This is a genomic window from Rhodococcus sp. RDE2, assembly GCF_020885655.1.
In the GTDB taxonomy this organism is placed as follows: domain Bacteria; phylum Actinomycetota; class Actinomycetes; order Mycobacteriales; family Mycobacteriaceae; genus Rhodococcus; species Rhodococcus pyridinivorans.
Window position 1 is genome coordinate 3,211,866 of the sequence record NZ_AP025186.1, and the last position, 25,088, is coordinate 3,236,953.

Consider the following 25,088-nt stretch of genomic DNA (forward strand, 5'->3'; position numbering starts at 1 on the left):
AGCGCGCCCGCCGCGCGTCGCCGGGGTGGAACGTCGCTGCGGTGCACGCCGAGGGGTGGAGCGGTTGTTCACCGAGGCCCGCCCTCGGGTTCCGTCGGCACGGCCTGGACAGGTGCTTCGGGCGCGGCCTCACGGGGCGCTTCGGATTGCGGCAGTTCGCTCACGGGTACCGATTGTCCCGCCGCGGGCGGAACGGGTGCGGCACCCTCGACGTCCGGCGTGGCGCCCGCAGGAGCTTCCGGCGCGGGTGCGGGAGCCGGTGCCGGTTCCTCGCCCACCGGGCGGCCGTCGGCCGACGGCGCTGCCCGACGCGTGTCCTCGGTGTCGGTACGCGGCCGGGGTTCCTCGCTCACGTCCCCGAGCGGCCGCGGTGTCTCCGCTCCGGCGCTACCCGCCAGCGGGGTCTGGACGCGGGCGTCCTCCCGGGCGGGCGGATCCAGCGGGACCGGCGGGGCACCCTGGGCCGGAACCGGATCGCCCACCACCTGCACCGAACCGTCCGGAGCGACGACGATCCGCGCGACCTGCCCGGTGGGGATCATGCCCAGCTCCGCCGCGGCGACCGCGAGCGCCGGAGCCGACTCGGCCGTGGCTACGTCGCGCTGGAGCACCGCCCGCTTCTGGGCGAGTTCCTCGTTGAGGGACCGCGCCGCGCTCAGCTCGTAGGAGTCCTCGGTCGCGCGGGTGGTCAGCAACAGGGTCACGGCCATGCCCACGCCCAGGAGCCCGATGATGGTGGCGACGAACGGGATCCGGGTGCGGACACGTCCGGCCCCCGTCGTGCGCCCGCGGGTCTGCACCTGTTCGACCCCGAGCTGTGCTGCGCGCTGCGACCGTCGCTGATAGGCACGCTGCGCTGCGGTCGATCGCCCCGGATTCCGGCGCTGCGGGGGTGCCACCTGTACGGTCATCGGTTACCTCCTGGCGATTCGTTCTGCAGCACGCAGGCGGACGGGCGCCGAACGTGGGTTGGCCTCGATCTCGTCGTCCGTCGCCCGTTCCGCACCGCGGGTGAGGATGCGCAGTTCCGGCCCCATCCCGGGCAGTTCGACCGGAAGCCCTTCGGGACTGCGGGACTTCGCACGCGGAGTCAGTTCCTGCTTGACGACCTTGTCCTCGAGCGACTGGTAGGACATGAAGACGATCCGGCCGCCCACCGCGAGAGCGTCGAGAGCGTCGGGGATCGCGTTGCGCAACGAGTCGAGCTCCGCGTTGACCTCGACCCGCAACGCCTGGAAGGTGCGCTTGGCCGGGTGACCACCGGTACGGCGGGTCGCGGCCGGGATCGTGCGGTACAGCAGTTCGACGAGTTCGCCGCTCGTCCGGAACGGAGCCTTGGCCCGGGTCCGCACGATCTCGGAGGCGATCTTGCCGGCGAAGCGCTCCTCGCCGTAGGTGCTCAGGATGCGGGCGAGGTCGCCGTGGCTGTAGGTGTTGAGGACATCGGCCGCGGTGATGCCGGTGGTGGCATCCATCCGCATGTCGAGCGGGGCGTCCTTGGAATAGGCGAAGCCGCGCTCCGCCTCGTCGAGCTGCATCGAGGACACGCCCAGATCGAACAGGGCCGCGTGGACCGAGCCGTACCGGTCGAGGCCGACGCTCTCGAGCGCGTCGGCGATCCCGTCGTAGCGGGTGTGGACGAAGTCGGTGCGGTCGGAGAACCGTGCGAGTCGCTCGCGGGCGATCGCGAGTGCGTCGGTATCGCGGTCGAGGCCGACAAGCCTCAGCTTCGGGTAGATCGTCAGGAAGTGTTCGGAGTGCCCACCGAGACCGAGCGTCGCGTCGACGTAGACCGCGCCCTCACCGTCGGGACCGACGCTCTCGATAGCGGGGCCGAGAAGATCGACGGCCCGCTGGAGCATGACGGGCACGTGGCCGAACTCCGCCGCAGATGTCACATCGGCACCGGTGGCCTCATCCGTACCATCGACGGATTCGTGCTCGCCGTCCACCATGTGTCCTCCGGAATCCTGCTCGGGCCGCTTACGGTCTGTGGGGTACTCGTCGGGTGGACGGTGGTGTGCCTCGTGCCTGCCTGTCGCTCGTCTCGCTACCGTGCTCGCCGCCACGGGGGTGGATACGGAAGACGGCGAATGCCTCGAGGTCTCTGTCCGAGTCCGAAGAGACCTGACGCCGGGGAAGTGCGTCAGGGCCCTCCGGTCCGTACCTGGCGCTGGGGAAGTGCGTCAGGGCCGGCACATCGGGCAGAGGCCTCGCGGCACTCGCCGCGCAGCCCGAGCCGTGGTTACAAGATGTCGCGTAGTGCTTCGTCTCTCGCTTCCGAGAAGTCTTCTTCGTGCTCGGCGAGGTAGGTCTCCCATGCCGTCGCGTCCCAGATCTCGAGGTACCTGACCGAACCGATCACCACGCAGTCCTTGGTGAGACCGGCGTACTTGCGGTGGGCCGACGACAGCGTGATCCGGCCTTGTGAGTCGGGTCGCTGCTCCTCCGTTCCCGACGCGAGACTCCGCAGGAACGCACGTGCCTGCGGGTTGCTCCGTGAGGCACTCGCAGCGCGTTCGGCCAGAGCGGCGAACTCGTCGCGAGGGAACACGGTGAGGCTGTGATCCTGCCCCTTCGTGATCATCAACCCTCCCGCCAGCTCGTCTCGGTACTTCGCCGGCAGCGTGAGCCGGCCCTTGTCGTCCAACTTCGGGGTGTAGGTACCGAGGAACACTCGGCGCCTCCCCGCTGCCGGACGGATGCTTCGCGCGACAGGACACCTTGTCCCGCCGCGCCCCACATTACCCCACTTTGCCCCACCGGAAACGGATTACTGCCGCCCGGCCACGCGTGTTGTCGTCACATTCCCAGCTCAGAGCAGGTGGCGAAAAATGGGGACACGCCCTCGCGCGACGACACCGGATTGACCGTCGTCGGCGCCCCGACGCTCCGCCCCACCGGCGGAGCGAGGACCGAGCAATCGGCGACCAGGGAAAACACTGCGTCCGGAGCCGGGGTGGGAGGCGGTGGGGAGACGGGGAACGCGCGGGTGGGGCACGGTGGTGGAGGGACAGTGGAGCGGACGGACGGGCAGAGGTCCAGAGGTCGGTCGACAGAGAAACGACGACGGCGCGACCCGTGGGTCGCGCCGTCGTCGATACACCTGATGGTCGAGGAGGTCAGTCCTGCTCGAAACGCCTCCGGAACCGCTCTTCCATGCGGTTGGTGAAGCCACCACCCGAGGACTTCTTGCCGCCGCGGGAACTTCGACCGGTCTTTCCGGAACCGGAACTACCGCCCGTCGCCCCTGGAGTCGACGACCGACGACCGCCGAGGAGCAACAGGACTCCGGCGGCGAACATCACGAGGAACCCGAGCAGACTGATGATCGGGAAGCCGCCCGGCTTGAGCGGCAGGGCAACGCCGGCGATCAACAGCGTCAGGCCCAACACGAACAAGGCGCCGGCCTGCAGCCGCCGCCGGTTCGACGCCATCCCCAACCGGCTGCCACGCACGGTCGAGGCGAACTTGGGATCCTCAGCATAGAGCGCGCTCTCGATTTGATCGAGCATGCGCTGCTCGTGCTCGGAGAGTGGCACGGTACCTCCCCCGGCACTAAACGGTGGCCACCGGATCCGTGGGGCGAATCCGGCGGGGGGCCGTCCGTACGGCCGCCTGAGTCAATAATACGAGCAGATGTCGCTGTGGACCACAAACTCCACACGTGAGTTCGATCCCCTCTTCGGCGAAGGCCCTCGTGAGGGGGCGAAAGTCACCCACCGACACCGACCTCCGGCTCTGCTTCGGCGTCGAGATAACCCTCCACGTCGTGCAGGAAGTGGCCCACCTCGTCGTAGAACGCACCGGATTCGTCGGCTCCCACCGCCTGCGCGACCCCCGCCTCGACCGCGGTACGGGTGGCGGAACGATCGGCGAAGTAGTCGGCCCAGACGGCGAAGGACTCGTCGGCGCGCGCCATGAGTGCCCATGCGTTGCGCGTGGCGGGGCGGCGGGGCCGGATCCCGGACCGCAGCTCCGCGGCGGCGACCACCGCACCGGCACCGCGCAGCGCTGCCAGATAGGCGAGCCGGAACCGCTCGCCCGGATCGCCGGCACCGGCGGCACCCGAGAGCAGATCGTCGGCCTTGCGCAACAGCGTCGCCGCGCGCGCCGAGGTGGCACGGTCGATGCATGCGGACGGTCCGAGCGTGGGAGACGTCCGACGCGGGCCTCGACTCGCGACCTGACCGTTGGCCATGTTCACGCACCTCCTCGGCGTGGTCTCACCACTCGTTACAACGAGCGGTATCCGGTGGCATTCCCGCCGAAACGCCGAGGAACGGAGATCACTGTCCTCGAGTGAGGCCCGACACGGACGCCGAGCGGGAGACCCCAGGGTGATCCGGGGATGTTCGCTTCCCTCGAACATCCCCGGATCACCGGTGTCGAACATGCGTTCGACGTATTCAATATAGCTGGACCCACCGACAACCCGTCAAGAGAAAGCGGCCACGTCATCCCGAACGATCAGCGAGACCCGAGCACCTCCGACGCAGCGCGAGCCACCCGAACGAGTCACGCATGACCACCGACCCCCGCCACGACGCCCCGATCCTCACCGAACTCTCCCCCGCGGACTTCCGTGCGCGCCTGCCCCAGCTGCTGGCCGTCTACGTCGCGGCGATGCGGTATCCCCGCGGCACGGAGTACCACCGCGCGCCGATGTGGTCCGAGCATTCGGCCCGCGCGGGATGGCAGGCGTTCGCCGCGAGTCTCCCCGAGGATCCGGACACCGTCGTCGGAATCGCGTACGGCTATCGGGGCGACACCCGCCAGTGGTGGAACCAGCAGGTGCGCGCCGGCATGCGCCATTCGGGACGGTCCCCCGAGGAGATCGATCGCGTCCTCTCCGACTACTTCGAGCTCACCGAACTGCACGTCCGACCCGACATGCAGGGTCGCCGCATCGGTGAACTGCTCCTGTCGGCGCTGCTGCGGGAACGCACCGAAGCAGCCGTACTGCTGTCCACCCCCGAGGTGCCGGGCGAGGACAACCGGGCGTGGCGGCTGTACCGTCGGTTCGGATTCCAGGATGTCGTCCGCCGGTTCGTCTTCACCGGCGACGCCCGCCCGTTCGCGGTCCTCGGCAGGAGCCTGCCCCTCGAGCCGGACCTCGTTCCGCACCACCACCACACGATCGACGATCCGGACGGAAGCGGTACCCCATGAACTCCACACTCGACGTCGTCGTCGTCGGCTCGGGCCACAACGCCCTGGTCTCCGCGTGTTATCTCGCCCGCGACGGATGGTCGGTGGAGATCCTCGAACGCGACACCGTGCCGGGCGGCGCCGTCTCCACCGTCGAACGTTTCCCCGGATATGCCGTCGACCGGGGTTCCTCGGCGCACATCATGGTGCGCCATTCGGGGATCGTCGAGGAACTCGATCTCGCCGCCCACGGCCTGCGCTACATCGACTGCGACCCGTGGGCGTACGCGCCGCCGCCGGCGGACTCCGACCGTCCCGGCATCGTCTTCCACCGCGATCTCGACCGGACCTGCGCCTCCGTCGAGGCCGCCTGCGGACGTCGCGAGGCCGACGCGTACCGCCGCTTCGTGCAGGACCGGGGCCCGCGCAGCGCGGCGGTGATGAAGTCGTTCACCCGTCCCCCGACCGGCCGGCACCTGCTGTCGTCGTTCTGGGGACTCGACGCCGGTGAGGGCGGCAGCGCCCTGTCCCGCCGGTTCCTCACCACCGGCGACAGCCTGCTCGACGAGTACTTCGACGACGAACCTCTCAAGGCGGCCCTCGCCTGGTTCGGCGCGCAGTCCGGGCCGCCCATGTCCGAACCCGGCACCGCGGCGATGGTGGGCTTCGCAGCCCTCATGCACACCCTGCCCCCGGGCCGCGCGATCGGCGGGAGCGGCGCGCTCACCCAGGCCCTGCTGTCGCGGCTGCGGTCCGACGGCGGCACGGTGACCTGCGGCGACGCCGCCACCGAGATCCGCCGGACCGGCGATGTGTGGACCGTGCGCACCGAATCGGGACGCTCGGTGCGGGCCCGCAGGGTCGTCGCCGGATGCCACGTGCTGACCACACTGGATCTGCTCGACCGCGGCGGATACGACCGCGACCGGCTCGAGGGCTGGCGTCGCAGCATGCGGGTCGGCCCGGGCATCGGCATGGTCCTGCGGCTCGGCACCGACTCGCTGCCCCGCTACCGCGGCTGCGACGAACCCGAACTGACGACCTCCGGTCTGCAACTGCTCGTCGACGACCGCGCCGATCTGCGCGCCGCGCACGGTGCCGCGATGGCGGGAGACCTGCCGCCGCGACCGGCCGTCCTCGCGATGAGCTTCTCCGCCCTCGACCCGACGATCGCACCCGACGGCAAGCACCAGATCACGCTGTGGTCCCAGTGGCATCCGTACTCGCTGCGCGGCGGACGTCGCTGGGCGGACATCGCCGGCGCCGAGACCGACCGCATCCTTGCCGAGATGGAGACGCGCTCTCCCGGATTCACCGCGAGCGTGGAGCACTGTCACGTGCAGACCCCCGCGGATATCGAGAGCGAACTCGGCCTGCTCGGCGGGAACGTCATGCACGTGGAGATGTCGCTGGACCAGATGTTCCTGTGGCGGCCGCTGCCGGAGCTGTCCGGTTACCGGGTGCCCGACGCGCCCGGCCTCTATCTCACCGGCGCCTCGACCCATCCCGGTGGTGGTGTCTCCGGTGCGAGCGGCCGCAATGCCGCCCGGGTCGCCCTCGCCGACGCCAAGGGGAGCCTCGTCGACCGCGTGAAGGGCTGGGTGTCGCGGTGACCGACACCCGCGTCCCCGCACCGCCCCGGCCGGCCCGGTGGCGGACGATCCTTCCGATCGTCCCGGCCGTCGCCGCGGTCCTCGCCCAGATCGCTTATCCCCTCACCGCGGGTGATGCCCGGGACGCCGCGACCGTCGCGGTCGTCACGCTGCTCACCGCCGCGTGCCTCGTCCATGCCGCGCTGAACCGCGGCCTCACCTTCGCCGTCGTCCTGTTCGTCAGCTCGGCCGGCATCGGATATCTGTCCGAGGTGGTCGGCACGATGACCGGCTATCCCTACGGCTGCTACAGCTATGTCACCGACCGGCTCGGACCGGCCGCCTTCGACGTCCCGCTGGTGGTGCCGCTGGCGTGGTCGGCGGGTCTGTACCCCGTCTGGTGCGTGGCCTCCCGCCTCGTCCGCAACGGTCCCGGCCGGGTCGCGGCGGTCACCGTCGGCATGCTGGGCTGGGATCTCTATCTCGACCCCCAGATGGTGGCGGACGGGCACTGGTCGTGGTGCAACGCCGGCGGACTGCCCGGGATCGAGCACATTCCGCTCACCAACTACGCGGGCTGGCTCCTCGTCGCCGCGATCATGGCGACCGTGCTCGTGCTCGTCGATTCCCGTTCGGACCGTGCCGACGCGCCCCGGCACGATGCCGTGCCCATCGCGCTGTTCCTGTGGACGTGGCTCGGTTCGGCCCTCGCCCACAGCGTCTTCCTCGACGCTCCCGAACTCCGCTACTCCGCGGTGTACGGGTTGCTCGTCATGGGGGTACTGGGTGTTCCCCTGCTGGTCTCGCTCGTCCGGTCGTGGCGCGGAAGCGCGTCCGGTCCCGGAGCCGACGAGGCACGACTCGCCGCGAGCGACCCGAAGAACCGACGAGGATGACCGTGCCTGGCACCATGTTCTCCGTGCAGTCGTCCAACCTGTCCGTCCGCCGTCGTGTCGTCGCGGTCGTGGGGCTCGTCCTCCTCGGCCTCCCGCTCCTCACCGGCTGCCTGCGCGTGCAGGCGACGATGGGGATCTCCTCCGACGACCGTGTGTCGGGGCAGATCGTCGCCGCGACCATCCCCGCCGACGAGAACGATCCCGGTCCCGAGCTCACCGCTCCCTCGGCCCTGGCCGGGAAGGTGCGGGTGCAGGAGTACTCGCAGGACGGCTACGTCGGGAGCCAGGTCTTCTTCAACGACCTCACCTTCGGCGACGTCCAGCAGCTCGCCACGATGTCCGATCAGAGCGCCGGCATGTTCCAGCTCAACCTGCAGCGCTCCGGCGATCTGGTGGCCCTGAACGGACGCGTGGATCTCGAGTCCGCTCCCACCCAGGGCACCGACGTGCAGTTCACCATCGCGTTCCCCGCCCGGGTGGCGACCACCAACGGCACCCGCGAGTCGGATTCGGTCGTGACCTGGAAGCTTCCGGCCGGCGAGGTGAGCACCCTCCGCGCGGAGGTGCGCTACGCCGATCCCAACACGCGCGGTTTCGCGGGCTGGGCCGGAATCATGGCCGGCGGCGCCTTCGGTGTCACGCTGATCATCGCCGGCGCGGCCTGGTTCACCCGCAATCCCGCGCCGCAGTGGTCGTCGGCGAACGGGACGCGGTCCTGACCCGCCTTCCGCGCGACCCGTCCCCCGGTCTCACGCGACTCGTCGCCGGTGGCGCTCTCGTCGCCTCCTACGGCGCGGCCGTCGCTCTCGCGAACCGCGTCGCGCTCCCCAGCCTCGTGCCGGGACCGGTGGTCGACGAGCAGGTCACCGTCGTCGTCCCCGCCCGCGACGAGGCGCCCCGCATCGCCGCGATCGTCTCCGACCTGCGGGCCCAGACAGGACTGCGCGCCCTGCGCGTGGTGATCCTCGACGACGACTCGTCCGACGGCACCGCCGAGGTGGCCGGGGCCGCCGCCGAGGGCGACGAGCGCATCACCGTCGTCCGGTCGACACAGCCGCCTCCCGAAGGATGGACCGGAAAGGCGGCCGCGTGTGCCGCAGCCGTCGCCCACGCCGGAACGGCAGCCGACAGCGGCGTCGTCGTGTTCGTCGACGCGGACGTCCGGCTCGCACCCGACTCGCTCGCCGCCGCCGTCGCTCCGCTGCGCCGCCAGGACGCCGCGCTCGTCTCACCGTTCCCGTACCAGCTCACAGGATCGGCGCTCGAACGGCTCGTGCAGCCGCTGCTGTTCTGGTCGTGGTTCTCGGTGCTGCCCGTCGCGGTCTCGCACCGCACCCACCGGCCGTCGATGGCGGTTGCGTGCGGGCAGTTCCTCGTCTTCGACGCGCGCGCCTACGCGGCGATCGGCGGGCACGCCGCGGTCGCGGCGAGTCCCACGGAGGATCTGGATCTGGCCCGGGCACTGCGTCGCGCCGGACTGCGTACGACGGTCGCGGCCGCGGGCGGGCTGGCGTCGTGCCGGATGTACGACGGGCCCCGCCCGCTGATCGGCGGTTACACCCGCTGGTTGTGGTCGGCGTTCGGTTCCCCGGCCGGCGCGGCCGCGGTGGTCGCGCTGTATCTCCTCGCCTATCTCGTGCCCCCGGCGGCGGCGCTTCTCGGCGAGGGGCGGACGCGGCGCTGGGGCGTGGCCGGTACCGCCGCGGGCATGGCGTCACGGCTCCTTGCGCGCGCCACCGAACGGGGAGGACGCACACACCCGGATGCTCCGGACCGTCCCGTCGACGACCTGCTGGACGCCGCGGCACACCCGGCATCGGTCCTGGCCTTCGGTGCGCTCACGGCGTCGTCGATCCGAGCCCGGCGCAGCGGACGCGCGGCGTGGAAGGCCCGCGTCCTGCCCTGACCCCCAGCCGGAACGGGACGGATGTCAGGCTGGCTGCACCACGGCGGGAGCTTCGAGTTCGTAGCCGAGACGGTCGAGCACCTCGCCGGTCGCGCGGGCGAAGTTGAGCGTGATGAAGTGCAGGCACGGCGCACCCTCGGAGATCAGCCGCTCGCACATCTCCGTCGCCACCTCGATGCCCACCTCGCGCACCGCGGCCCGATTCTCCTCCGGACCGTCGCCCGCCGCGCGCCGCAGCCGCTCCTCGAGTACGGGCGGCAGATGCGAACCCGACAGTTCGAGGCTGCGCCGCGCCGAGCGCAGCGAGGTGATGGGCATGATCTCGGGGATGATCGGCTTGAGTCCCTGCTCGGCGTCGCAGGCCACGACCCGGTCGCGCAGACGCAGGTAGTGCTCGACGTCGAAGAACATCTGGGTGATCGAGTACTCGGCACCCGCACGCAGCTTCTGCACGAGATAGCGGGTGTCGTGGTCGAGGTCCGGGGACCGATGGTGTCCTTCGGGGAACGACGCGACGCCCACGTGGAAGTCGCCGAGATCGCGCACCAGCCGCACGAGTTCGTCGGCGTATTCGAGACCCTCCGGGTGCTTCTCCCACTCGCCGAGCGGGTTGCCCGGCGGGTCGCCGCGCAGGGCGAGGATGTTGGTGATGCCGCGATCGGCGTAGGCGCCGACCATCGCGCGCAGTTCGTCGATGCTGTGCCCGACGGCCGTGAGGTGCGCGACCGGCAGGAGGGTGGTCTCCTCGGCGAGACGTCCGGTGACCCGGACCGTACGGTCGCGGGTGGATCCCCCGGCGCCGTAGGTCATCGATACGAAGGCCGGACCGAGACGTTCGAACGTCCGCACGGCACGCCACAGTCGTCCCTCGGCCTCGGCGTCGCGAGGCGGGGAGAACTCGACGGAGAACGGAATGCGGCCCGAACGCGCGGACCCGAGACGGTCCACGATCGACGGGGTCCGAGAAATCCCGCCGTCCTCGGTTGCCCTGACGAAGTCGCTTGTCACCGGTCCAGCATAGGTGGCGCCCCCGGGGCGGTCGCTACCGGCGACGACCCGACTGTGCGGATAGGCTGGTCGCGGCACCTCCGGCTCACCCGCCTCCGAGGCGCCGTCACCCATCGACCTGGAGGTTTCGTCCTGTCTACCGGCGCCGATCACTTGTCTGCCGAGCAGCTCCCCCATCGGGTGGAGGACTCCCTCCGGCAGTTCTTCACCTCACGCTCCGACCTGGTCGACTCGGTGGGCGGTGGATACCGGCAGGCCGTCGACACTCTGGAGGCGTTCGTGCTGCGCGGGGGCAAGCGGGTGCGTCCGCGCTTCGCGTGGACGGGCTGGCTCGGCGCCGGCGGTGACCCGACCGGGCCGGAGGCCGAGGCCGTCCTGCAGGCGTGCTCCGCGCTCGAGCTCGTGCAGGCCGCGGCACTCGTCCACGACGACATCATCGACGCCTCCACCACGCGTCGCGGATTCCCCACCGTGCACGTCGAGTTCACCGAGCAACACCGGAAGGCCGGCTGGCACGGCAGGTCGGAGCAGTTCGGCGAGTCGGTCGCGATCCTGCTCGGCGACCTCGCCCTCGTGTGGGCGGACGACATGCTGCACTCGGCCGGGCTCGACCCCGCGACCGTCGCGCGCGTGGTCCCGGCCTGGGCCGCGATGCGCACCGAGGTGCTCGGCGGGCAGTACCTCGACATCGCCAACGAGGTGGCGGCGGACGAATCGGTGGAGGCCGCCACTCGGGTCAACCGGTTCAAGACCGCGGCGTACACGATCGAACGCCCGCTGCACATCGGCGCTGCCCTCGCCGGCGCCGACGACGACCTCATCGCCGCCTACCGCCGCTTCGGCACCGACATCGGCCTGGCGTTCCAGCTGCGCGACGACCTGCTCGGTGTCTTCGGCGACCCCGAGGTCACCGGCAAGCCCTCGGGCGACGACCTGCGCTCGGGCAAGAGGACCGTCCTGTACGCGCTGGCGCTCGAGACGGCCGACGCGTCCGATCCTGCCGCGGCCGAGCTGCTGCGCACCTCCATCGGGACCGATCTGTCCGACGGGCAGGTCGAGCAGCTCCGCTCGCTGCTCGTCGATCTCGGCGCGGTCGCCCGGATCGAGAACCGCATCACGGCACTGACCGACAGCGCGTTCGAGGCGCTCGAGTCGTCCGGCGCCACCGAGGAGGGCAAGGCCCTCCTGCGCGAGTCGGCGGTCGCCGCGACCCGACGGGTGGCGTGAGGACGGTGCGGACGGTTCCCGGCGCCGACCGGGTCGTCGTGGTCGGTGCCGGTCTCGCCGGTCTGTCGGCGGCCCTGTACCTGCGCGGTGCCGGTAGGGACGTGACGGTGCTCGAACGCGCCGACGACGTCGGTGGCCGAGTCGGCAGCTATCGAGGCCCGGGCTACGAGATCGACAACGGAGCCACCGTGCTGACGATGCCCGAGCTGATCGACGACGCGCTCGCCGCGGTCGGCGCCGACCGGAACTCCGTCCGGCCGGCCCTGCGCACCCGGCGACTGTCCCCCGCCTATCACGCACGGTTCGCCGACGGCACCTCGATCGACGTGCACTCCGATCCCGACGCCATGGTCGCGGAGATCTCGCGGGTGTGCGGACCGGAGGAGGCACGCCGCTATCTGCGGTTGCGCGCGTGGCTCGCCGACATCTTCGACGCCGAGTTCGACCGCTTCATGGACGCGAGTTTCGACTCGCCGCTCGACCTGGTCTCGTCCCCGGCGGCGCTGCGCGACCTGGCGCGTCTGCTCCGGCTGGGTGGGTTCGGCAGGCTCGGCGCTCAGGTGAACCGCAGGATCACCGACCCGCGCCTGCGCCGCGTCTTCACGTTCCAGGCGCTGTACGCGGGGGTTGCTCCGGCGCGGGCCCTCGCCGTCTACGGGGCGATCGCGCACATGGACACCTCGCTGGGCGTGTACGCGGTGGACGGCGGTATGCGGTCCGTCGCCCGCGCGATGGCCGCGGCGTTCGTCGAGGCCGGTGGACGGCTCGAACTCGGGCGGGAGGTGACCTCGCTCGATCTGTCCGGCGGACGGGTCGACGGTGTCCGCACCCGCGACGGTGAGCGTTTCCCGTGCGACGCGGCCGTTCTGACCCCCGACACCCCGGTGGTCGACGGGTTGCTGCCCCGCCGACGGCGCCGCCGCACGCTGGCCGCACCGTCGGCCGTGGTGCTGCACGGGTCGATCCCCACCGGGGTGACCCGCGGCTGGGCGGCGCAACACCACCACGTGATCGACTTCGGTGGCGAGTGGGACCGCACCTTCGCGGAGATCACCCGCAGCCGCGGACGCGGCCGGCCGATGTCGGATCCGTCGCTGCTCATCACGCGACCGGCCCTGTCCGATCCCGGCCTGCGGTTCACCCGTGAGGGGGTCGAACACGAACCGTTGTCGGTGCTGGCGCCGTGCCCGAACCTCGACAGCGCTCCGCTCGCCTGGGCCGAGCTCGCGGTGCCCTACCGCAACGAGCTGCTCGACGTCCTCGCCCGCCGCGGATACGGCGGGATCACGGACGGTTTCCGCGTCGACCACATCGACACGCCCGCCACCTGGCACGCTCGTGGCATGCAGGCGGGCAGCCCGTTCTCGAGCGCCCACGTCTTCCGGCAGACGGGACCGTTCCGGCGTCGCAACCTCGATCCGGCCGTTCCCGGCGTGGTGCTCGCGGGGTCGGCGACGGTGCCGGGCGTCGGTGTCCCCACCGTGCTGTTGTCCGGAAGGCTCGCCGCCGAACGTCTCGGTGTTCCGCGAAGGCGGTGACACCGGGCGCACCGTGCTCCGCGTCTCCACTAAACTGTCCTCGTTCGCCAGCTATCTGCGCGCCGCGCATCCACACGTCCACGGGGGAGGAACCGTACCGATGTCGTCCCCTGCCTCGCCCGACGCCGAGCCGCAGACCTCGACCGCGCCGGAGGGGACGGTGGCGCCGACGGGTGAGCGTCCGAAGCAGGCATTCCTGAGGAGTCCCGCCGGCCACGCCGCGTTGCTCGGCGCGTGGGGCGCGGTACTCATGACCTTCGGCAGTTTCGGGTCGGGCAGTGTCCGCCGCGTCGACCCGCTGCTCGAGGACATCTACCTGTCGTGGTTGCGCTTCGGCCACGGCCAGCTACTCTCGCGGATCATCCTGTGGGTCGGTGTGCTCGTCATGATCGCGGCGTGGGTGCGCGTCGGCCGGGCGACCCTCGCCGGCCACGTCACGGTGCGCGATCTGTGGACGGTGCTGCCCGCATGGACCGCTCCTCTGCTGGTCGCGACCCCGATGTTCAGCCGCGACGCCTACTCCTACCTCGCGCAGGGCGCACTGCTGCGCGGCGGCTTCGATCCGTACGAGGTGGGCCCGGTCGTCAATCCGGGCGTCCTGCTCGACAACGTCAGCAACGTGTGGACGACGACCACCACGCCGTACGGGCCCGTCCACCTCCTGCTCGGTGCGGGCATCACGTCCATCACCGACGACAACGTGGTGACGGGCACCTGGTTGTGGCGCCTGACCATGCTTCCCGGCCTGGCGCTCATGGCGTGGGCCGTGCCGAAACTCGCCCGTCGCATGGGTGGGAATCCCGCGATCGCCCTGTGGCTCGCGGTCCTGAACCCGCTCGTGCTGATCCACCTCGTCGGCGGTGTGCACAACGAACTGCTGATGGTCGGTCTCATGATCGCCGGCATCGTGCTCGTGCTCGAGGGCCGGCACATCAGTGGCATCGCCCTGGTCTCGCTCGGCGCCGCGATCAAGGCCACCGCAGGATTGGCGCTGCCCTTCCTGGTGTGGGTGTGGATGATCCACGAACGCGATCGTGCGCGCGCCGAGGGACGCGAGCCGGCAGCGCCCGTCCGACTGTTCGCCAAGGCCGCCGGTCTGGGACTGGTCGTCTTCGCCGCGGTCTTCGGCGGCACCTCGCTGCTCGCCGGTGTGGGCATCGGGTGGCTCACCGCCCTGTCCGGCTCGTCGAAGATCATCAACTGGCTGTCGCTGCCGACGATGATGGCGCACGCCGTCACCTGGGTCACCCCGTGGCGGCTCGGATCGGTCCTCGACATCACGCGCATGCTCTGCGCGATCGCGCTGGTGGTGATCCTCGTGTGGGCGTGGTGGCGCTTCCGCCGCACCGAACGCGACGCGATCTTCGGGATCGTGGTGGCACTGACCGCGGTGACCCTGCTCTCGCCCGCCGCGCTGCCCTGGTACTACTCCTGGCCGCTCGCCGTCGCCGCCGCCTTCGCGATGTCCCCCCGGGTGCTCATGGTGCTCGTCGCGTTGTCGACCTGGTTGATGCTGATCTTCAACCCCGACGGGTCGATCGGGATGTACAACATCGCGCACGTCGCACTCGCGGTGTTCGCCTCGATCGTCGCGGCCCGGTCGCTGGTCACCTACGACCCGCTGCGTCTGCGGTTGCGGCCACGAGCGGCATCGCCCGCCGTCGCCGCCCGGGACGACCGTGCCTGACCGCCCCACGGGGATCGCGGCCGACGATCTCACCCGGGCCTACGCCTACTGCGCCGAGCTCACCGCCGAACACGGACGCACCTACAACCTCGCGACCCGGTTGCTGCCGGCGCCGCGACGACACGCCGTGCACGCGCTCTACGGCTTCGCCAGACATGTCGACGACATCGTCGACGTCACCGCCGTGGACGACCCCGAGGCCGCGATCCGCGGTGTCGACGACGCGCACACCCGCCTGCACGCCGCACTCACGGGTGATCCCGGCCCACTCGACGACACGGGTCTCGTGGTCCGCGCGCTCGCCGACACGATCCGGCAGTACCGCATCCCGATCGAGTACTTCGACGCCTTCATCCGCTCCATGCGCATGGACGTGCCCGGCACGCCCGGGTTCCGGCCCCACTACCGGACCATGGAGGAACTGCGCGAGTACATGTACGGCTCGGCGGCGGTGATCGGTCTCGAACTGCTGCCGATCCTCGACGTCGACGATCCCGCCGCCCCGCCGGCCGCAGCCGCGCTCGGGGAGGCGTTCCAGCTCACCAACTTCATCCGCGACGTGGGCGAGGACCTCGGGCGCGGACGCGTCTACATCCCGCTCGACCTGTGGTCGGCGTTCGGGGTCGACATCGACCTGCTGCAGGAGTGCCGGCGCACCGGCGCGGTCGATCCGAGGGTCCGGCGGGCGCTCGCCCACGCGGTCGCGCTGACCCGCGCCGAGTATCGCAGGGCCGAACCCGGGCTGGCGGTACTCCCCGACCGGATCCGGCCCGGTATCCGCGCGGCCTTCACGCTCTACGGGCGGATCCTCGACGAGGTCGAACGCAGCGGGTTCCGGGTGCTCGACCGGCGCGCGACGGTTCCGCGCCGCACGCGTGCCGCGGTCATGCTCACCGAGTACGTCGCCGGCTCACTGCTCCGGCAGCGATAACGGCGCCCCGGAGACTCAGAAGGCCCGGAGACTCAGAAGGCGAGCGCCTGCGCCCGACGCATGACCTCGCGCGCGGACTGCGTGTGCATCGCGGCCACCGGGCATCCACCGGGAAGGGAATCGTCCTCGGTGAAGAGCCACCGCAGGATCTCGTCGTCCTCGTAACCGCCGTCGTGCAGCACCGCGATCAGGCCGGGAAGACCCTTGAGAACGTCCCCCTCGTCGTCGAGGAAGGCCTCGGGCAGGACCGGCACGCGGTCGCGCTTGAACGCCAGCAGCTGCCGGTCGCGCACCATCTGCTGCACGCGGGAGGTGGCGACGCCGAGGCTCTTGGCCACGTCGACGAGCTGCACCACGGGGACGGAGCGGTCGAGAACGTCGTCGCAGTAAGGGATTGCACTCACCCCACCACGTTATCGCTGCGGCCTCGCGGGCAGCTACGCGGCTACCGTCCACGGGAGCTGGCTACGATCGACGGGGACGAAATCGCTCCGCCGACGCGGAGCCGGAGCTTCGTCACGTCGATACCTCGAAGGCCCGGGTACCGGCGTCCCACCATCACGAGACACGGGGGTACACCGGGTGACCGCTGGAGGCGACCGACTGGTCGGCGTCGTGCTCGACCGGCGTTATCGCATCGAATCGCAGATCGCGCGGGGCGGCATGTCGACCGTCTATCGCGGCACCGACCTGCGTCTCGACCGCCCCGTCGCCGTGAAGATCATGGATCCGCAGTTCGCGGCCGATCCCCAGTTCCTGGCACGGTTCGAGTTCGAGGCCAGGTCCGTCGCACGACTGACGCATCCCGGGCTCGTCGCGGTCTACGACCAGGGCCAGGACGGCGATCACGTCTTCCTCGTGATGGAGCTCGTCGAGGGCGGCACCCTGCGCGAACTGCTGCGCGAACGCGGGCCGATGCCGCCGCACGCCGCAGCTGCCGTGGCCGCGCCGGTCCTCGGAGCCCTCGCGGTCGCCCACCGGGCGGGTCTCGTGCACCGCGACATCAAGCCCGAGAACATCCTCATCTCCGGCAATGGTGAGGTGAAGATCGCCGACTTCGGGCTCGTCCGGGCGGTCGCCGCCGCGACCACCACCTCGCGCAGCGTGATTCTCGGCACCGCGGCGTACCTGTCCCCGGAGCAGGTGACCGTCGGCAGCGCCGACGCGCGCAGCGACGTCTACTCCGCCGGTGTGCTCGTCTACGAGATGCTCACCGGCCGCACCCCCTTCACCGGCGACACGTCCCTGTCGGTGGCATACCAGCGCGTGGAGAAGGACGTGCCGGATCCGAGTTCGGCCATCGACGGGGTCCCGCCCGAACTGGACACCTTCGTCCGCCGGGCCACCGAACGCGAACCGTCGGAACGCTACGCCGACGCGCAGGTGATGGCCGACGCGCTCGGCGAGATCTGCGACACGCTCGATCTCCCCCGCTACCGGGTTCCGGCTCCGAGACGATCCGCGGTGCGGACGCCTCCCGTGGTGGACTCCGACGCCGCGGCACCGACCCGTACCGTCGACGGCGCCGCTGCCGGGCACGCCGATCCTGCTCCGGCGACGACGGTCCTTCCCGGCTCCGCCGCCGCGAACTCGCACGCGCCGACGACCGTGCAGACCGCCGTGCCGGTTACGCCCGACCCGGATGCACCGGCCACACGTCCGCATCCGACCAGGGTCGCGACCCGCACCCATCCGCGTCCCGACACCGAACCGGTGGCACCCCGGCCCGACTACGCCGCCGACCGTCGCCGTCAACGCCGGTCCGCCGCAGGCTGGATCGCCGCGATCATCGTGCTCGCGTTGTTCATGGGGATCGCCGGGTGGTGGCTCGGCGCCGGCCGCCTCACCGACGTCCCGACCGTCCTGGGACTCGACCGGGCGGCGGCCGTGTCCGCGATCGAGACGGCCGGGTTGTCCAGCGAGATCCGGGGCGAGTACTCCGACGACGTTCCCGTCGACACCGTCCTGGGCACCGACCCCACCGCGGGCTCACGTGTCCCCGACGGCGACACGATCGCGTTGCTCGTGTCGCTCGGCAGGCCCACCGTCCCGTCCATTCCCGGCGCCGGCGAGAGGTCCGTCGTCGAGGACGAACTGCGGAGCCGCACCTTCGAACCGGTCGAGGGCGGCACCGCGTTCAGCACCACGGTGCCCGAGGGTGGAGTGGCCGCGCTCGACCCCGCCCCCGGAACCGTCCTGCCCGTAGGCGCGGAGGTCGCGCTCGTGATCAGCAAGGGATCACCCCCGGTGACCCTGCCCGACCTCACCGGACGCCCGGTCGACGAGGCGCGTCGCATCCTCGACGAAGCGGGACTGACCGTCGGCGAGATCCGTGAGGTCTTCGACGCCGACGTCGACGAGGGACGGGTCGTCGGCACCGACCCGGAGGAGGGCGAAGACGTCGGTGCCGGCGGAACCGTCACCCTCCTTGTATCCAATGCAGTGAAGGTGCCGTCGATGTTGGGACGCTCGGTGGGCTCGGCCCGCGACGAGCTCACCCGCCTCGGATTCGAGGTCGAGGTGCGGCAGCTCGGCGACTCCGACCGCTCGGTCGTGATCGGCCAGAATCCCGGGGCGGGCCGGAGAGCAGAACAGGGCAGCACGGTCACGCTGACCGCACTGCCCTGATCCGACCGCCTTTCCCCTACCCGCGGGGCATCTCCGCTGTCATCAACCGCGGAGCATCTCCCCTGTGATCAACCGCGGAGCATCTCCGCCACGAGGAACGCGAGTTCGATCGACTGCTGCGTGTTCAGCCGCGGATCGCACGCCGTCTCGTAGCGACCGTGCAGGTCGAGATCCGAGATGTCCTGCGCACCGCCGAGGCACTCGGTGACGTCCTCGCCGGTGAGCTCGACGTGGATGCCACCGGGATGCGTGCCGAGCGCGCGATGCACCTCGAAGAAGCCCTGCACCTCGTCGACGATGCGGTCGAAGTGACGGGTCTTGTAGCCGGTGGACGCCTCGTGGGTGTTGCCGTGCATCGGGTCGCACTGCCAGATCACCTTGTGACCGGAGGCCTCGACCCGCTCGATGATGCCGGGCAGCAGGTCGCGGACCTTCGAATGACCCATCCGGGAGATCAGGGTCAGCCGGCCCGGCGTGTTGTGCGGATCCAGGCGCTCGACGTACTCGACGGCCATCTCCGGGGTGGTCGACGGACCGATCTTCAGACCGATCGGGTTCGACAGCAGCTCCGCGAACGCGATGTGCGCACCGTCGAGCTGACGGGTGCGGTCGCCGATCCACAGGAAGTGGGCCGACAGGTCGTACAGGCGCGGCTTGTCGCCCGAGTTGTCGAGGCGCAGCATCGCGCGCTCGTAGTCGAGGACGAGAGCCTCGTGGCTGGCGTAGATCGTCGCCGCGCGCAGGTTCGGGTCGACGACACCGCAGGCGTCCATGAACCGCAGGCCGCGGTCGATCTCGGAGGCGAGCGCCTCGTACCGGGCACCGGCGGGCGAGGCCGAGACGAACGCCCGGTTCCAGTCGTGCACGCGATGCAGGTCGGCCTCACCGGCGGCGGTGACGGCACGCACGAGGTTCATCGCGGCGCTCGCGTTCGCGTAGGCGCGCACGAGGCGCGACGGATCGTGCCTGCGCACCTCGGCATCGGCGACCAGCGAGTTGACCATGTCGCCGCGGTAGGACGGCAGACCGAGCGCGTCGGTGTCGGACGAACGCGGTTTGGCGTACTGGCCGGCGATCCGCGCGACCTTCACGACCGGCGTCGACGCACCGTAGGTCAGCACCACCGCCATCTGCAGCAACGTGCGGATGTTGCCCTTGATGTGCGGCTCGGTGTTGTCCGCGAACGTCTCGGCGCAGTCGCCACCCTGGAGGAGGAAGGCCTCACCGCGAGCGACGGCGGCGAGCTGGGTCTGCAGCTCCTCGACCTCGCGGGGCACGGTGATGGGGGGCACGCTCTCGAGCACGGTGCGCATCGCCGCGGCCTGTTCCTCGGGCCAGCTGGGCTGCTGCAGCGCCGGCTTTGCGAGCGCCGCGTCGAGGTCGGCACGCAGCTCCTCGGGCAACGGGGGAAGTTCGGGCAAGCGGTCGATCGGCACGTCGACAGTCCAGTTCACCCGTCCAGGATATGGCGTGACGGCCGAAAGCGGCGCAGCACCCCGTTACCCGCGTCACCGCGATCGGCGAGCAGCCTCGATCGCCTCGAACTTCGCGAGGTTGTGACGGGCGTCGGCGAGCGCGTCGTGGTTGTCGTCCGGCGCCGGGGGCAGGGGCGGGGAGCCCGAGTCCTCCCAGTACTGCCGGAGCTCACGGGTGAAGCGGGGCAGGACGTCCGGGAGTTCGGGCATGGTCCCCCAGAGCTGAACGAGCACGACGTGGTCGTAGGCCCCGATCCACGCCCACAGTTCGGGCCGGATGCCCGGTCGGGGCACGAGGAACTTCAGCAGGTCGTCGCGGATCCTCGATCGCGACTTCCAGGCGGGGTGCGCCGGGGGCGGGAGCTTCGGGAGGACGTTGCGACGCACCCAGGCACCGGCCCGGGTCGGGTCGAACTCGGTCGACACCGCGTAGAACTCGCGGCCGTCCTCGCAGGCGACACCGATCGAGACGAGTTCGATCGTGCGTCCGTCCTCGATGAACTCGCAGTCGTAGAAGTAGCGCACCTGCTCACCCGGCACGCGTGTCGGGAACACGGTCCGCGACGGAACCGTCCTGCGGCGCAGTCGCGGCACTGCCGTTCGTCGACGCGTCCGTGTTCCCGGCCGTGCCCGACTCGTCCGCCGAGCTCTTGTTCTTGAGGGAGGCGGCGTAGATGTCGACGTACTCCTGGCCCGACAACTGCATGAGCGAATACATGACCTCATCGGTGACGGTGCGCTCGACGAAGCGGTTGCCGCCCATGCCCTCGAACCGGGAGAAGTCGATGGGCTCGCCGATCCGCACGGTGATCTTCGCCGGTCGCCACATCTTCGACCCGATCGGGTTCATCCGGTCGGTGCCGATCATGGCGACGGGGATCACCGGGACGCCGGTCTCCAGCGCCAGTCGCGCCAGGCCGGTCTTGCCCTTGTAGAGACGGCCGTCGGGCGAGCGGGTGCCCTCGGGGTAGATGCCGAGCAGCTTGCCCTGGCCGAGCACCCGAACCCCGGCGTTGAGCGCGTCCTGCGCGGCGTCGGCGCCGGTGCGGTCGATGGGGACCTGCCCGACCGAGGAGAAGAACCAGCGCTGGAAGGCGCCCTTGAGTCCGGTACCGGTGAAGTACTCGCTCTTGGCCAGGAAGGTGATCCGCCGGCGCACGAGGAGGGGAAGGTAGAACGAATCGAGGACGGCCCGGTGGTTACTGGCCAGGATCGCCGGTCCGTGGGCCGGAATGTTCTCGCCGCCTTCGAACTTCGGACGTCCTATGAGCCACAGCAGCGGTCCCAGGAGGACGTACTTGAACAGCCAGTACCACATGGCATCCTTCCCGAATCCGATCATCCCCCACGCGGATCGGTGCAGCACCGCCCGCCGGTCGACTCTACGACGACGCGACTACCACTCGCACATCGCCTCAGTGCCCGACCCCACCCTTTCACCGTCGACGTGACGATAATCTCACCTACAGCGAATCTCACCTACAGCGGCGGTCGTGAGGTTTCGATCGCGGATCGGGCGAGATCGGCGGCACCGATGAGCCCGGCGGCGTCGCCGAGCTGCGCGACCCGGACGCGCGCGAGGGGACGATGGCCGGAGCCGGTGGTCACGGCCGCGTAGTGCTCGCGCGCGGCGTCGAGGAACAGCGGCGCGGAACCGGAGACCCCTCCCCCGATGACGATGAGCTCGGGGTCGTAGACGTCGGCGACGAGCGCCAGTCCGAGCCCGAGCCTGCGGGCGAAATCGTCGAAGGCCGCGAGCGCGACGGGGTCGCCGTCGTGGGCCGCGCCGGCGATCCGCCGGCCGGTGAGCGATCCGGGATCCGAGGCGATCTCGCCCGCGAGAACGGACCGCCCGGGTTCGGCCGCGAGCATCTCAACGGTCGTGTCCACGAGACCCGTTCCGCTGCAATACCTTTCCCAACACCCCTGCTTGCCGCACGGGCAGGGTCGACCGTCGGGCACGACCTGCAGGTGACCGAGTTCGGGCGCCACACCGTAGGCACCGCGATAGATCCTGCCGTCGAGCAGCAGCGCGGCGCCGATGCCCGTTCCGAGCGCGACCATCACCGCGATCGTGCTACCCGCGGCGGCGCCGAAGCGGTACTCGGCCCAGGCGGCTGCGTTGGCGTCGTGCTCGAGGACGACCGGCAGTCCGAAACGGTCGGTGAGAGTCTCGGCGAGCGGCGTGTCGCGCCAGGGCAGGTGCGGCGCGAACCGCACGGTGGTGCGGTCCTCGGTGAGGAAACCCGCGACCCCCAGCCCGACCGCCGCGATGTCGTTGCGGTCGCGCAGATGCTCGACGAGCCGGTGCAGCGCGTTTTCGAGGGCGACCGCGGAGGACGGCGTCTGCGTGCGCACACTGTCGACGACGTCGCCGTCCCGGTCGACGGCCGCGGCCCGGATGCTCGTGCCCCCGATGTCGATCCCGACGGTGAGGCGGGGATCGTGCGTGTTCACGTGAGGAGGTTGACGGAGATCGGCTCGAAGGCCGGACGATCCCGCGTCGGCGGATCGGGTGTCGGTTCGGGCGGGACGCCGCCGGTCGAGGGCAGGAACTGTGCGAGGAACTCCCGCAGGAGCGCGATCAACGCCGCCAGTTTCGACGCCAGCCTGCTGACCAGTTCGTGGTTCTCGCCGCGAACGAGGGCTGCGGCGGCGCAGAGCGGGCACCACGCGCATCCGCTCGGGGACGTCGCGGTATCACCCGGCGCCGCCGAACCGGTCGCGGCATCGGGGGCGGGATGCGGAGCTGCTTCGCCGGTCGCAGCGACGAACTGCTGCACCGTGCCCTCGACACGGTCGAGCACGGCGTCGGCGAGCAGCAACAACTCGGAGATCAGGGCTTCGTGATCGTCCCTCACAGCGGCCACACCGCCGGATCCGGTACGAATCGCACCACCAGATCGGTTCCGTCGAACTCGGCGTCGGAGACGGTGCACCGGCGCAGCCCCGACGCGAGTCGCACCCGGCGGCGCATGCCGTCGGCGCCGACGACGAGATCGTCGCCGATCCGCCCGAGTGTCAGGGACGCGGGGTCGGCGAGCGGCAGGTACATGCGCATCGCGTACACCGACCCCACCCCCGTTCCCGATTCGTGCTGCACCCGGACCGGCTCGTCGGTCTCCGACGAGGGAACGGGCGCGTCGCGGCGGAGCGCCGTGGCGAGCTCCTCCAGAGCTACCAACCCTACCGGCTCCGCGGCACGGCGCTCGCACACGATCACGGGGACGTCGGTGACGGTCGCCCCGATCTCGGCGACGATCGCCTCGTGCGCGGCCCGCTGGTCGGCGAGCAGCCGCGCGGCCGCACCCGAACCGCCGATCGCAGGGACGACGCCGTTGACGACGACCGCGTCGACGCGGAGACCCGAGAGGGCGAGCCACGACCGCATCCGGGCGAGCTCGGCACGACCGGCGCGGTCGGGCGTCGCCACGATCACTGCGTCGCTGCGTCCGCGATCGTCGAGCAGGTCGCGGACCGCGGTGATCCCCGACAGCAGCCGGTCGAACAGGGCGACGAAGACACTCGTGCGGGGGTCCGGACCGGTGGCCGCCGCCACCCGGCTGTGCTGGGGCCAGATCCGTTCGAGGGAGTCGGCGACGGTACGCGGCGCGGTGAGGGTGCGCAGGGCGTCGCCGGAGGCCGGGGCGTCGACGACGACGAGAACCCACCTCCCGCTGTCCGCGAGTCGCGCGACCTCCGCGAGCACCAACAGTTCCTCGACGCCGGGAAGTCCGGTCAGTTCGTCGGGCTCGGGCAGGTCGAACCGATCGGCGTGCTCGTGCGTCCCGGCGAGCGCCGCCATCGACGCGAGGACCGCGTACCGCGTGCGGAGCAGCTGCAACGAGTCGATCTCGACCATGTCGAGGTTGTCCTCGACGGTGCGGATGTCCGTCGCGCTTGTGTCCCGGTTCGTGGCCGGAGGCAGGTCGAGCACGTCGCCGAGGGAGTGCGCCCGGTCGATGGACACGACGAGCACGGGCTCTCCCGTACGGGCGGTCGCGAGCGCCTCGGCCGCGGCCAGGGTCGTCTTCCCGGCGCCGCCCTTGCCGAGGAACCATCGCACGCGGGCCGGGGCGTGCCGGACGTTCAGCCCTCCACCTGCTTCTTGAGTTCCTTCAGCGCGGTGTCGGTGATGACCTTCTCCGCCTTGCGCTTGAACAGACCGATCATCGGGATCGTGAGATCCACGGTGAGCTGGTAGTCGACGACCGTGGTGCCGTCGGGGGTCTCGGTCAGCACGTACGAGCCGGACTGGGCCTTCTGGATCTCACCGCTCTCGAGTTCCCAGCTCACAGCACGGTTGTCGGACGCCCACTTGTACCGCAGGACGTAGGTGTCCTTGACGATGCCGGCGTCGAGGACGAAGCGCACGCGCTCGGCCCGGCCGTCGGGACGATGCTCCACGACCTCCACGGTCTTCGCCGCCGACACCCACGTCGGATAGGCATCGAAATCTGCGATGACCTCCATGACACGCTCGGCCGGCGCGTCGATGGTGATCGACCTCTTCGTCTTCTCGGCCATGTGGTGACGGCTCCCTTTCTCGGTCCCTCGGGTGTACACCGATCAGTCCCGCCCCGAGGGTCTATCACACACGTGGGAACAACGGTATCGGGACGACGCTCCTTCGGTGGCTTCAGTGCCGCGGCGGTTCACCGGCCGGACGACCGGCCTCGAGACGCTGCTTGACCTCGAAGGTCATCACCTTCCCCTGGACCCGGCGCGTGCGGTTCATTCCCGCGAGGTCGAGACCCGCGATGCGCTCGGGCGCGACACCCGCCGGCTCGCAGTGCAGGAAGTAGTGGATCACCGCGCCGTCGAGGACCGGCTCGATCCACACCTCCATCGTCCCTTCGAGCGGACCCGACACCGCCCACCGGATGCCCTTCTCGGCCCGGTCCTCCCGCACGGTCAGTGCGAGATCGGGCCACCACGCACGCCACCGATCGAGGGCCGCGACCTCCTCGGCGATGCGCTCCGGGGGCGCCGCTACGAAAGTCTGATCCGCCACCTGAATGCTGCTCACGCAGGACAGCTTCACATATC

The 25,088-nt window shown here is 70.7% G+C and carries 25 protein-coding genes; 10 read left to right on the top strand and 15 right to left on the bottom strand.

What is annotated here, in order from left to right; all coding sequences use genetic code 11:
* Nucleotides 1-68: 68 nt before the first annotated feature.
* The 5 genes from LPH33_RS14955 to LPH33_RS14975 all read right to left on the bottom strand — a co-directional run bounded on the left by LPH33_RS14955 (nucleotide 69) and on the right by LPH33_RS14975 (nucleotide 4,201).
* Nucleotides 69-911, bottom strand: coding sequence for a hypothetical protein (locus tag LPH33_RS14955; RefSeq protein WP_160875756.1), 843 nt, complete (start codon nucleotides 909-911; stop codon nucleotides 69-71).
* Between the two features lie 3 nt (nucleotides 912-914).
* Nucleotides 915-1,955 (bottom strand): 16S rRNA (cytosine(1402)-N(4))-methyltransferase RsmH, encoded by a 1,041-nt coding sequence (rsmH, locus tag LPH33_RS14960; protein WP_016693815.1) that lies wholly within the window; start codon nucleotides 1,953-1,955, stop codon nucleotides 915-917.
* Nucleotides 1,956-2,245: 290 nt separating this feature from the next.
* Nucleotides 2,246-2,677 (bottom strand): division/cell wall cluster transcriptional repressor MraZ, encoded by a 432-nt coding sequence (gene mraZ / locus LPH33_RS14965; protein ID WP_006554148.1) that lies wholly within the window; start codon nucleotides 2,675-2,677, stop codon nucleotides 2,246-2,248.
* Nucleotides 2,678-3,122: 445 nt separating this feature from the next.
* Complete coding sequence (locus LPH33_RS14970; protein WP_088897283.1) at nucleotides 3,123-3,542, bottom strand: DUF3040 domain-containing protein; 420 nt, start codon at nucleotides 3,540-3,542, stop codon at nucleotides 3,123-3,125.
* A 173-nt stretch (nucleotides 3,543-3,715) separates the two neighbouring features.
* Complete coding sequence (locus LPH33_RS14975; protein ID WP_160875754.1) at nucleotides 3,716-4,201, bottom strand: SAV_6107 family HEPN domain-containing protein; 486 nt, start codon at nucleotides 4,199-4,201, stop codon at nucleotides 3,716-3,718.
* Nucleotides 4,202-4,524: 323 nt separating this feature from the next.
* Between LPH33_RS14975 and LPH33_RS14980 the strand changes: the two genes are divergently transcribed.
* The 5 genes from LPH33_RS14980 to LPH33_RS15000 are packed head-to-tail and all read left to right on the top strand — an operon-like array spanning nucleotide 4,525 to nucleotide 9,545.
* Entirely contained in the window at nucleotides 4,525-5,172 is a 648-nt protein-coding gene (locus LPH33_RS14980; protein ID WP_016693817.1) for a GNAT family N-acetyltransferase, read from the top strand.
* The gene (locus tag LPH33_RS14985; RefSeq protein ID WP_229565043.1) at nucleotides 5,169-6,764 is read left to right on the top strand and encodes a phytoene desaturase family protein; all 1,596 of its coding nucleotides are present in this window, start codon (nucleotides 5,169-5,171) and stop codon (nucleotides 6,762-6,764) included. Before LPH33_RS14980 ends, LPH33_RS14985 begins: the two co-directional genes overlap by 4 nt.
* On the top strand, nucleotides 6,761-7,639 hold the full coding sequence (locus LPH33_RS14990; RefSeq protein ID WP_229565044.1) for a carotenoid biosynthesis protein: 879 nt from the start codon (nucleotides 6,761-6,763) through the stop codon (nucleotides 7,637-7,639). Before LPH33_RS14985 ends, LPH33_RS14990 begins: the two co-directional genes overlap by 4 nt.
* The gene (locus LPH33_RS14995; RefSeq protein ID WP_016693820.1) at nucleotides 7,636-8,358 is read left to right on the top strand and encodes an LppM family (lipo)protein; all 723 of its coding nucleotides are present in this window, start codon (nucleotides 7,636-7,638) and stop codon (nucleotides 8,356-8,358) included. The genes LPH33_RS14990 and LPH33_RS14995 overlap by 4 nt, the downstream gene beginning before the upstream one ends.
* Nucleotides 8,328-9,545: a glycosyltransferase gene (locus LPH33_RS15000; protein ID WP_160875748.1), complete on the top strand. Its 1,218-nt coding sequence runs from the start codon at nucleotides 8,328-8,330 to the stop codon at nucleotides 9,543-9,545. The genes LPH33_RS14995 and LPH33_RS15000 overlap by 31 nt, the downstream gene beginning before the upstream one ends.
* Nucleotides 9,546-9,569: 24 nt before the next feature.
* On the opposite strand, the gene metF is transcribed toward LPH33_RS15000, so the two are convergent.
* Nucleotides 9,570-10,514, bottom strand: coding sequence for a methylenetetrahydrofolate reductase [NAD(P)H] (gene metF / locus LPH33_RS15005; RefSeq protein WP_172414884.1), 945 nt, complete (start codon nucleotides 10,512-10,514; stop codon nucleotides 9,570-9,572).
* Between the two features lie 219 nt (nucleotides 10,515-10,733).
* On the opposite strand from metF, the gene LPH33_RS15010 reads away from it, so the two are divergent.
* From LPH33_RS15010 to LPH33_RS15025, 4 genes are all read left to right on the top strand, one after another.
* Entirely contained in the window at nucleotides 10,734-11,780 is a 1,047-nt protein-coding gene (locus LPH33_RS15010) for a polyprenyl synthetase family protein (protein WP_160875746.1), read from the top strand.
* Between the two features lie 5 nt (nucleotides 11,781-11,785).
* A complete protein-coding gene (gene crtI, locus LPH33_RS15015) occupies nucleotides 11,786-13,318 on the top strand; it encodes a phytoene desaturase family protein (protein WP_229565045.1) in 1,533 nt (510 codons plus the stop codon).
* A gap of 100 nt (nucleotides 13,319-13,418) precedes the next feature.
* On the top strand, nucleotides 13,419-15,005 hold the full coding sequence (locus LPH33_RS15020; RefSeq protein WP_229565046.1) for an alpha-(1->6)-mannopyranosyltransferase A: 1,587 nt from the start codon (nucleotides 13,419-13,421) through the stop codon (nucleotides 15,003-15,005).
* Complete coding sequence (locus LPH33_RS15025) at nucleotides 14,998-15,936, top strand: phytoene/squalene synthase family protein (RefSeq protein WP_016693826.1); 939 nt, start codon at nucleotides 14,998-15,000, stop codon at nucleotides 15,934-15,936. The genes LPH33_RS15020 and LPH33_RS15025 overlap by 8 nt, the downstream gene beginning before the upstream one ends.
* A 32-nt stretch (nucleotides 15,937-15,968) precedes the next feature.
* On the opposite strand, the gene LPH33_RS15030 is transcribed toward LPH33_RS15025, so the two are convergent.
* Complete coding sequence (locus LPH33_RS15030; protein WP_229565047.1) at nucleotides 15,969-16,340, bottom strand: Rv2175c family DNA-binding protein; 372 nt, start codon at nucleotides 16,338-16,340, stop codon at nucleotides 15,969-15,971.
* Nucleotides 16,341-16,518: 178 nt separating this feature from the next.
* Here LPH33_RS15030 and pknB point away from each other — a divergent pair, with 178 nt between their 5' ends.
* Nucleotides 16,519-18,564, top strand: coding sequence for a Stk1 family PASTA domain-containing Ser/Thr kinase (pknB, locus tag LPH33_RS15035; protein WP_160875740.1), 2,046 nt, complete (start codon nucleotides 16,519-16,521; stop codon nucleotides 18,562-18,564).
* 68 nt (nucleotides 18,565-18,632) lie between these two features.
* Here pknB and LPH33_RS15040 read toward each other — a convergent pair whose 3' ends face one another.
* From LPH33_RS15040 to LPH33_RS15075, 8 genes are all read right to left on the bottom strand, one after another.
* Nucleotides 18,633-20,018 (bottom strand): class II 3-deoxy-7-phosphoheptulonate synthase, encoded by a 1,386-nt coding sequence (locus tag LPH33_RS15040; RefSeq protein ID WP_016693829.1) that lies wholly within the window; start codon nucleotides 20,016-20,018, stop codon nucleotides 18,633-18,635.
* 54 nt (nucleotides 20,019-20,072) lie between these two features.
* Nucleotides 20,073-20,564 (bottom strand): polyadenylate-specific 3'-exoribonuclease AS, encoded by a 492-nt coding sequence (locus tag LPH33_RS15045; protein ID WP_026061497.1) that lies wholly within the window; start codon nucleotides 20,562-20,564, stop codon nucleotides 20,073-20,075.
* A 4-nt stretch (nucleotides 20,565-20,568) separates the two neighbouring features.
* Nucleotides 20,569-21,357, bottom strand: coding sequence for a lysophospholipid acyltransferase family protein (locus LPH33_RS15050; RefSeq protein ID WP_088897298.1), 789 nt, complete (start codon nucleotides 21,355-21,357; stop codon nucleotides 20,569-20,571).
* 161 nt (nucleotides 21,358-21,518) lie between these two features.
* Nucleotides 21,519-22,496, bottom strand: a complete 978-nt coding sequence (locus LPH33_RS15055) for an ROK family glucokinase (protein WP_229565048.1) — start codon at nucleotides 22,494-22,496, stop codon at nucleotides 21,519-21,521.
* Entirely contained in the window at nucleotides 22,493-22,909 is a 417-nt protein-coding gene (locus tag LPH33_RS15060; RefSeq protein ID WP_229565049.1) for a hypothetical protein, read from the bottom strand. The genes LPH33_RS15055 and LPH33_RS15060 overlap by 4 nt, the downstream gene beginning before the upstream one ends.
* Complete coding sequence (locus tag LPH33_RS15065; protein WP_016693834.1) at nucleotides 22,897-24,105, bottom strand: ArsA family ATPase; 1,209 nt, start codon at nucleotides 24,103-24,105, stop codon at nucleotides 22,897-22,899. The genes LPH33_RS15060 and LPH33_RS15065 overlap by 13 nt, the downstream gene beginning before the upstream one ends.
* A 23-nt stretch (nucleotides 24,106-24,128) precedes the next feature.
* Nucleotides 24,129-24,566, bottom strand: a complete 438-nt coding sequence (locus LPH33_RS15070; RefSeq protein WP_016693835.1) for an SRPBCC family protein — start codon at nucleotides 24,564-24,566, stop codon at nucleotides 24,129-24,131.
* A gap of 112 nt (nucleotides 24,567-24,678) precedes the next feature.
* Complete coding sequence (locus LPH33_RS15075; RefSeq protein ID WP_198430731.1) at nucleotides 24,679-25,068, bottom strand: polyketide cyclase / dehydrase and lipid transport; 390 nt, start codon at nucleotides 25,066-25,068, stop codon at nucleotides 24,679-24,681.
* Nucleotides 25,069-25,088: the final 20 nt, after the last annotated feature.

Bases quoted from the DNA above. Each gene is read 5' to 3' on its own strand.
- LPH33_RS14955 (WP_160875756.1), bottom strand. From the start codon at position 911: ATGACCGTACAGGTGGCACCCCCGCAGCGCCGGAATCCGGGGCGATCG.
- rsmH (WP_016693815.1), bottom strand. From the start codon at position 1,955: ATGGTGGACGGCGAGCACGAATCCGTCGATGGTACGGATGAGGCCACC.
- LPH33_RS14975 (WP_160875754.1), bottom strand. From the start codon at position 4,201: ATGGCCAACGGTCAGGTCGCGAGTCGAGGCCCGCGTCGGACGTCTCCC.
- LPH33_RS14980 (WP_016693817.1), top strand. From the start codon at position 4,525: ATGACCACCGACCCCCGCCACGACGCCCCGATCCTCACCGAACTCTCC.
- LPH33_RS14985 (WP_229565043.1), top strand. From the start codon at position 5,169: ATGAACTCCACACTCGACGTCGTCGTCGTCGGCTCGGGCCACAACGCC.
- LPH33_RS14995 (WP_016693820.1), top strand. From the start codon at position 7,636: ATGACCGTGCCTGGCACCATGTTCTCCGTGCAGTCGTCCAACCTGTCC.
- LPH33_RS15020 (WP_229565046.1), top strand. From the start codon at position 13,419: ATGTCGTCCCCTGCCTCGCCCGACGCCGAGCCGCAGACCTCGACCGCG.
- LPH33_RS15050 (WP_088897298.1), bottom strand. From the start codon at position 21,357: ATGTGGTACTGGCTGTTCAAGTACGTCCTCCTGGGACCGCTGCTGTGG.
- LPH33_RS15070 (WP_016693835.1), bottom strand. From the start codon at position 24,566: ATGGCCGAGAAGACGAAGAGGTCGATCACCATCGACGCGCCGGCCGAG.